The sequence below is a fragment of the Methylophaga sp. genome (assembly GCF_030651745.1).
In genome coordinates this window covers 1-8649 of the sequence record NZ_JAUSCC010000104.1, presented here as the reverse complement: position 1 = coordinate 8649, position 8649 = coordinate 1, and the positions used below count along the sequence as shown (strand labels likewise).

At 45.5% G+C, this 8649-nt stretch carries 5 protein-coding genes; 2 read left to right on the top strand and 3 right to left on the bottom strand.

The annotated features are described in order from the left end of the window. Positions 1-120 precede the first annotated feature (120 nt). Both Q7V21_RS12290 and Q7V21_RS12285 read left to right on the top strand, forming a co-directional pair. Positions 121-1014 (top strand): cysteine desulfurase family protein, encoded by an 894-nt coding sequence (locus tag Q7V21_RS12290; protein ID WP_304917583.1) that lies wholly within the window; start codon positions 121-123, stop codon positions 1012-1014. Between the two features lie 21 nt (positions 1015-1035). Continuing rightward, positions 1036-3570: a DNA phosphorothioation-associated putative methyltransferase gene (locus Q7V21_RS12285; protein WP_304917582.1), complete on the top strand. Its 2535-nt coding sequence runs from the start codon at positions 1036-1038 to the stop codon at positions 3568-3570. Positions 3571-3586: 16 nt separating this feature from the next. On the opposite strand, the gene brxL is transcribed toward Q7V21_RS12285, so the two are convergent. The 3 genes from brxL to Q7V21_RS12270 form a co-directional block, all read right to left on the bottom strand. After that, positions 3587-4993 carry a BREX system Lon protease-like protein BrxL gene (gene brxL / locus Q7V21_RS12280; RefSeq protein WP_304917581.1) on the bottom strand — a complete coding sequence of 469 codons (1407 nt, stop codon included), beginning with the start codon at positions 4991-4993 and terminating at the stop codon, positions 3587-3589. Further along, a complete protein-coding gene (locus Q7V21_RS12275) occupies positions 4990-7266 on the bottom strand; it encodes a PglZ domain-containing protein (RefSeq protein ID WP_304917580.1) in 2277 nt (758 codons plus the stop codon). Before Q7V21_RS12275 ends, brxL begins: the two co-directional genes overlap by 4 nt. A 3-nt stretch (positions 7267-7269) precedes the next feature. Beyond that, positions 7270-8649: hypothetical protein (locus Q7V21_RS12270; protein WP_304917579.1), on the bottom strand; the 1380-nt coding region annotated here is incomplete at its 5' end.

Sequence of the window (8649 nt, the reverse complement as noted above, 5' to 3'; positions counted from 1 at the left end):
CCCTTTACCACCCAGCTTGCCTAACGCCGTTTGGATTAATCCGCCTATTAACACAAAGGGAGAAACTTGACCCATAAATACACAACAATTAGACACTAAATAAAACAACTGGGTGTCTCAATGTCATTGACACATTCCGTCATCACCGCCGCAAGTGAGCACAAGGCCGTATTAGACACCTGCAAGTATCTTGAAACCATTGGCTTTCAAATCACTTATCTACGTCCGAACAGTGAAGGCAGTATCGACTTAAATAGCATTCAAGCGGCAATCACTGACGAAACCCTTCTTGTCTCGATTATGCACGTCAATAACGAAACGGGCATCATTCAGGATATTGATCAAATTGCACAAGCGCTTCAGCAGCAGGATGTCTTCTTTCATGTCGATGCGGCACAAAGCGCGGGTAAGCTGCCGATCGATCTCGCCGAATCGCCTATCGACTTGCTTTCGCTTTCCGGGCATAAATTTTACGGCCCAAAAGGTATCGGTTGCCTGTATGTTAGAAATCGAAAAGGAACTCACCTCGCCCCCCTGCTCCATGGCGGTGGTCAAGAACACGGACTACGACCAGGCACACTGCCAACACACCAAATTGCCGGGATGGCGGCAGCATTTGAACTGGCCAATAACACCCGTGCTGCTGGCTACGAACACGCAACAGCCTTGCAGATGGCCTTAACCGAGCAACTAGGGAAGCTAGGCGGTGTATATTTCAACGGAAACCAAGCGTGCAAGTTGCCTAATATCATCAATGTCAGCTTTGCAAACGTTGGTGCCGATTCGTTAATCATTGCGCTCAGAGACGAAGTGGCTATAGCATCCGGATCAGCCTGCAACAGCGGTGCCGTCGAAGCATCGCACGTGTTAAGATCGATGGGCATTGAAGGGGATAGACTGTATGGTGCAGTTCGAATTAGTTTTGGACGATACACTACCCTGGAAGAAATCACCTGGGCCGGACAACGCATTGGTGAGGAAGTCACGCGTTTAAGGGAATTGGCATTGGCATAAACGGTATTAAGGCGTAACCGCATGTTCGGCAAAAAAGTTCTAACCACTGTTTATTGGCACTATAGTCTTACGGCATCACAAGCTGCCGAGGTTCAAGAGACCATCAAGACCGCTGAAACCTTAGCCAATTTAAAACCGAGTCAGGATTACAATGTCATCAAGTACGATGGCAAATCAAACAGGCTGTCCTTACTGTGGTACCCCAATTTCTTCGAAGAGCCATTTCCTGCGTTAGAAACGAGTTTTCGCATCGACCTTACCCAGCAAAAAGTCGAAAAACGCAGTTATCAAACCTCGTTAAATCCGCCTATTTTACATCGCAAGGAATTATTACTGGGCCGCGACACGCCAAACATTGAGCAATTTAAGCAATTGACCGAGACCGCCGAGCAGCTAGGCCTATTCGAAAATCCCATCAAAATCGGCTTCAAACAAGCCTGGGACGCCTTAATTCGCGACACAGGGTTTCAACTCATCGGTTACCACTTTGTCCCGATTGGCAACGATGAAGCGACTGACAGCCTGACGGTTGAATCGTCTGAAAGCGCAAGCATTGCCCGGCATCTCACGGCACTTTCCCGCAGTAATTTATCTGCGCCGATGCAATGCTTGGCACGTCACGGATTTTTAGATGGCTCATTAACCGTATTCGATTACGGTTGCGGCAAAGGCGATGACATACGCAATTTATCAGACAATGCCATTCCGGTATCCGGCTGGGACCCGCATTACGCGCCTGAGCAGCCAAAGCAACTCGCAGATATTGTGAATCTCGGCTTTGTGATCAATGTCATCGAAAACTATCAGGAAAGACTGGAAGCATTGCTTGGCGCTTATAACCTGGCTAACCAAGTCTTAGTGGTTTCAGCCATGCTCTTCAACCAGAATGCATTTAAAGGCCTGGCTTTTAACGATGGCGTCATTACCCAGCGCAATACCTTCCAAAAATACTTTACCCAAAGCGAGCTTAAAGAATTTTTAACGGATACCTTGGAAACGGACGCCATTCCCGTCGCGCCCGGCATTTTTTTTGTATTTAAAAATCAAGACGCGGAACAGCGCTTTTTGCTTGGCCGACAACGAAGCCAACGTAATGTATTACGCCTATCGCATAGACCCCGTTCGCTGTCTGAGCCAAAACTGTCTCGAAATGAGAAGAAGTATCTGGCGTACAAACACCTTATCGACCCGCTGTGGCAGACTATTCTGGAACTGGGTCGGCTACCCGACAAAACGGAAATCGATTCGCTGATTGAACTCATCGAAGCCTTTGGCAGTATCAGCAAAGCCATTCGCTTCACACTGGACCACAATGAAGACGCGCTGTTTGAACAGGCTCGGCACAGCAAAATCGAAGATTTAGTCACCTACTTTGCATTACAGACTTTTTCAAAACGAAAACCCTACAAACATTTGGAAGCGGGTCTGCAAAAAGACATCAAAGCCTTTTTCGGCGATTATCAAAATGCCATCGAAACAGCCCGATCGATTTTATTCAAGATTGGTAATGCCGAGCTTATTGCTGAAGCTTGTCAACACGCGACAGAGCAAGGACTGGGATTTCTGGATGAAGGCGAAGCGTTACATCTGCACACCCGCATGGTTCATGAACTTCCGGCTTTGCTGAGGATTTATATCGGCTGCGCCACGATTTTGTATGGCGATATTGAACAAACGGATTTAATCAAAATCCATAGCCAGTCCGGCAAATTAAGCTTGATGCGCTACGACGACTTTGAAAATCAGCCCATCCCACGCTTGCTCGAACGGGTCAAAATCAATCTACGAGAACAGACATTCGATCTTTACGAATACGGCGACGCATTCGAACCGACTAACCTCTATCTAAAATCACGGTTCATTAACGAGGAATACCCTCGCTACGCTGAACAACTTAATTTTGATGAACAGTTGCAGGCGTTAAACCTATTTGATTTGAGCGGTTACGGTCCAAAACCCGAAGAGTTTCGGCAAACTTTAGCTCGCGCTCGCTGGGAAGTTGATGGCTTTGAACTGATTCGTAGTCGTTCAATACCTGATCTCGATGAGTCGTGTGGAAGCTATCTGACGTATAGGGGACTCATCGAATGCGGAGAAACTCAACAAGCTACGGGCATATCCAATCTCCCCAAACAAGCCGATAGCTATAATGCACTATATGATCTAGCCATCAATATACTCGACCCGGTGATCGAATATTTTGGCATGATCAGGCTGACCTACGGGTTTTGTTCGCATGAATTGGGTAAGCATATTAAAAAACGAGTTGCTCCAAAATTGGATCAACATGCTGCGCACGAACTCAATAGCAAGAAAAATTTAATTTGCCCGAGGCTTGGCGCTGCAATTGATTTCATTGTCGATGATGAAAACATGCGGGAAGTTGCCGATTGGATTGCCGAGAATACGCCTTATGATCGCCTGTACTTCTATGGAGAAAATCGGCCCATACACGTAAGCTTCGGTCTGGTACAGAAAAAGGAATATGTGGATTTAGTCATGACGGATTTGGGATGCCAAATTCCGCGGAAGCGGAGACTAGTAAAAAACGTTTAGCTTTTTTTTGTTTTCATTAATAAACCCTCAACTCCGCCGTAAACTCATGCGGGTCTAATTCAGCCAGTTGTGACCTTACCCTTGCCCTTAAATCCTTCGCCGGATTCAATACATAAGCTTCATAATCAGGATGGTCAGGATTGAGCAGCAATAATTTTGATAATGCAGTAGCAAGGCGGGATACGGCTTTGACATCGCGGCTGTCACTGTCGCCGGTGAAAACTGGAGGTTTGCCAAATGGGAATTCTGCATAGCTAACTGTTCGCAACTGGTGAAGATATTCACCGAACACATCCGCTTTAATTCCCAATCCTTGGGCGACACAATTGACTTTAAAACGCGGGATTTTCCAACCAGGAATAATGCCGTGAAAACGATCCATCAAGGCACTTTCATGAAACATGTCCGGCAAATGGCGGATATAGTCGCTTTGACGGGGCAGACCTTGATACAACTCAATATTCGCCAATACGATCAACCCGCATTCACTGGTGATTTTATCGTTGCCGATGCTGAAATGACCGGATTCCAAATAATCCTTAAACTTGGCCTGTATGTCGTCTTCGCCCTTAAAACTAATCGACTGGCCTTCATCAAGCACCAATAAATCATGGCGACCTAATAAACCAACTTCCTTGGTGTTTAGGTTTTTAAACAGTTGCGCTTGGGTTAATGCCCCGCCGCTGTTCAGCCAAACATAACGGCTTAGGTTTGAATAAATAAAAGACTTGCCCGTGCCTTTTGGCGCCAGTTCCATTAAATTAAGGTTGTTTTGCAATAGCGGCAATAAGCGCAAGATGACATGATTTTGCTGGTCTTCGTTATAAGCGGCGGGTTCGTAGCCCATCGTCCTCATCAACAACGCTATCCATTCCCGAGTGGTAAATTCTTCCCGCGCTTTTACCAGCTGTTCAAGCCGAACTTTACCCGATTGCATAGGGTGGAATTCGGTCAGTTCAATCACGTTTATTTTGCCTTCAGGCCTGACAAACAAACGCCCAGCCCCCCATTGCCCGCCTTCTAATAGGATTTGGTTGGCATTCAATACGTCATCAGAAACACGGGCGTTACGTTCATCCAGACAAGGAATGGTCAATAATTTTTCGCTTTTTTTAATGTCTATGCGGACATCAAAGCGATCCAGCAAAACAATGGATTCACCTGACTGTAAGCGGTATTTGATTTTTTCTTTTTCATTTTTAGCTGGCAAATGTCGGCTCATAAAGTCGGTTATCACTTGGTAAATTTCCGCATCCGTTTGATCTGGTTTCTTAAAACGGGAAATCAGCCATTCCTCAACGAAACTAGGAATGGTACGCTTTTCACGGATTTTTAATTGCCGGACTAATGCCTTATCAATGGTCAATTCACCGAAAGCGGCGGCTATTTTTGCATCGAGCTGTTGCGGGTCTATAGCTGTCAAAACATATCCTCAAAACTTTGCGTGCCTACATCTTTTTCAAGCAATGATGCGGGGAAATTAACGTCGATGAATTTATTAATCTGTTCGTTTGCACCAGAACGGAGGTAAGAAATAGCCAGTTCCATTTGCACCAATCCTTCTTGTTCATTAATGCAATTAAACCGTAATACCACTTTCTGGCTTTTATTGACACGCAAACTGTCCACTGTTTCGCAACCTGAAAAACTCGCATCATTGATTTTAATCCGAATATCGTTTGCTGCCACATTTGAAGCTAGTAACAAATCAATTTGCCAGCATTTGTCACCAATGCGTCGGGCTTGCTTACTTTCAAGGCTAACGTCAATGTACGTTTTAGCCTGTTCGGGTGTTTTAGTCGTTAATGTAATGAAAGGAATCAACACTTCTTCGGGTGTTAAGCCTCCGTGGGCAAGATGCCCGTCAGCGGTTAAACGCCAGCGTTGTTTGGGGATGAGATAATTATTGATAAGCACAAAATCAGACGGGATTTCGGTGACTGGTGATTTGAGCTTAAAAACACGATCTTTAATGTCGCCAAACGATTCGCCACGGTAAAATTTTTGCGTGACGGTCATCCCGTGATCAGCGGTAATGAAAAACACAATGTCACGCCCTAACACCTGCGCATCTTTAGTTAAGCTTTTAATTTTAGTTTTTATCTGATGGCTAATCGGCTTCAAATCGCTGCAAAGCTTTTCAAAATTAATACCCTTATGCAAGCGGTCGTCCAGTTCATTTTCAAAAATGACGAATAATTTAGTGTGTGCGTCCAAATTTTCATTTTTAGATTCGCGCCAACTTCGCGCAACTTTTAACGACTGCGCTTCGGGTAAAAAAGTCTCATAAGTTTCCCGTAACGCGGTTTCTTGATCGTTAGGCAGTTGATGGCTAGGCTTTCCTGTTAGCACCGCCATTTTTCCCACTTCGGTTAAAGTCGGAAGGGGTGCAAATAAGGTTTCACAAATCAATGTCAACTGTTCCTGTTGCCTGAGTGATTCCAGTTCAGCCAGCAACACATCCTGATTCAACGTCGAAAGCGCATCGACCATTACCACAACGACTGCGTAATTATCAGCTTGCAGAAATTTAGTAATTTGTTGGCTACAACGTAACCAATAGGATTCAGAGCGTGAAATTCGTGCGGTTTGTGAAAGTAGCCAGTCGGTAAAACTGCCGTTAATGGTTTCGTCGAGTGTTCGCTTGTACGAAAACGCATGGCGGCAATACTCAAAATAACCTTCACTCCATGCCAACACATCTTCTACGCTGGCGGAATTAGCAAGCAAAGGATACGAGGTTTGTTTTAATTTTTCAGCTAACTGGGATGCTTCGGGACTGGAAAAAATGGCTAGCTTGTGTGCCAGTGCTTCGCTGACAATCGCCGGATTGTTTTCAATTAAGCCTGCTGTGTCTGCCCAAAGCCCAGGCCAATCAGCGATAAATAAATCAGCTAATGCTTCAGCCGGCATTTCATTAGCTAAAACTTTTCGCACCGCAGCATTTAATACCAAAGAAAATTTTTCGACCAGTGAATTTGCTGTTGTTTCGTTCAAATATAACAGCGGCAATGTCAATAACGGCGAGGGTAAGGCTTGAGCCGGAAGAGCGATTTCTAACTGATGACGACTAACAAAGCGGCGTAAATAAAATAAATGTTGCTGGTAGGTGAGTGTTTCTAAAAATCCGTGTATAGCGCCGTTCACCACTAATTCAGCAATAAATATCACAGCGGTGTTGTGTTCAATGCTTAAATCAAATTCAAGGTGGGCAAGTAGGATTTTTTTTATCGCTTCATATTCAAGCAACGACAAAAAAGCATCGGGTTGTTTTTTTAAAGCCTCGATAAACACATGGAAATCTTGACCAGAAATTAAATCCGCGCTACAAACGTGTAATAAATTTTTCTCAAATGCTTTAAAAGGCAGTTCAATCAACGCATTTTTTAATAACCCCAACGCCACACAAGCCTCATTCGTCAGCCAATCGGGAAGGGCCGTTTTAAATGTTTCGGATAGCACAGCGCGGGGTATTAACACCTTGGTTTTCAGGACTCCTTCCAAACCTTCAAAGTGTTCAAAACGGCGATGCAACGCCGCGCTCGTCAAACGCACACGGTGCAGCGAAGGGGATTGCTCGCGTAAATATTGGTAAATTTGCCGTGTTGTCGCGTCAATGGCCTGTTCAGAAGGCTCGACACAAAGCGCGTCATCGGTATCAACCCCAAAATAATCCAAAATGAGTTGTACGGGCATGGTTTAAACCTCGTAGTTGCGCAACAACTCGTGCAAGGCAGACTTTATCACCTCAGAGGGTAGATTTAACGGATCAATTTGTTGGCGTAGTTTTGCCACTAATTCGGCGGTGCAAGTCGGTGCGGAGTCTGTTCCCCCGGCGCTTGCCGGAGGGAATTGCTCTTCACGGACAAAAGGATAACCATCTGTTCGCCCTGTACCAGCCGAAGTGTGTGGGTGTGGCGATACAATAGAGGGCGATTGCGGCGGATGATAATCAACCAACAAATCTAATTGGCCAAGACACCGATGAATATCCCGCTCCTCACACCTCTCAACAATTTTATCCAATAACGCCAAAGCCAAATCATCCGAGTTAACACTATCTCGCCCTAATAAATGGCCTACCTTTTTAGCCAAGGGACTGGCTTGCTCATGCGTTAAGCGCAATATTAAACTGGTTTTGTTTGACCCAATCTTAGACAAAAACGCCTGCCAGCTTTGTTCGATTTCATGGCGTTTGGCATCTTCGAGTCTGGCAAAATCATCCAGTGCGGTTTTTAAGGCGTATCCGGCGTTTTCCGTGCCGAACAATTCCAGCAGTTTTTCGGCAATGTCCTGCTGTGTCTTGCCGACAGCATTAAACAGTTTCACCAACTCTTTGGCGTGCTGATGCAATTGTGGCGATTGTTTGATTACGCCAGGTTTGTGGCTGATAAAATCACGCAATTTAGCGACCGCTTGCCCAGCAAAATCTTCGTCAGTTTGCGCGGTTTCTCTTGTCAATCCAAAATACTGGCTAACAGCTTGCAGACTTTTTAATTGTTTCGGACTGAAATCATGCAAACGAATAGTAAGCTTACTGCCAGCAACGAAAGCCGTGTTCAAATTCACTGCAAAATCGGTTTCAGTGCCGCAACTTCCCCAGCGCAAGCGGGGGACATCATGGCGAATGGCGATAGCAGCCAGCATGGCTAAGTTACAGGCGGGAATGCCATAAGGCGGTGAAACCAACTGTTCGCGCAAGTCAACAACCGGATAAGGTTTTTCACGTTTGCGGATGAGGGTTTCGCGCAAGAGCTTCAACACCTCCTTGATGCGGCTATCGGCTTCGTCAACGCGCTTAATGTCCCAACTGTCGGGTTGGCGTTGGATAAGCAACTGGTTCGCGCCCAATATGCCATCAATCAACGCCGATGTTTCGCTGGTATCGTTACTTTCACCGAGCAAATCTGTTTGATAAATGGGATTGCTGTCGAATTCTAAGGGATACCGCAGGCATAAAAATCCCGTCATAATGGTAATTTTGCGAAATACCTCAGGCCGACAAAGATGAAAGAAACCATTGCCCCGTCCGTCATGTTTACAGAAGAGCTTGCGGAATTGATTACCCGCTTGGTAAAA

Excerpts from the sequence above, each read along its gene's own strand:
- Q7V21_RS12275 (WP_304917580.1), bottom strand. The coding sequence starts at position 7,266 with ATGCCCGTACAACTCATTTTGGATTATTTTGGGGTTGATACCGATGAC.
- Q7V21_RS12290 (WP_304917583.1), top strand. The coding sequence starts at position 121 with ATGTCATTGACACATTCCGTCATCACCGCCGCAAGTGAGCACAAGGCC.
- Q7V21_RS12285 (WP_304917582.1), top strand. The coding sequence starts at position 1,036 with ATGTTCGGCAAAAAAGTTCTAACCACTGTTTATTGGCACTATAGTCTT.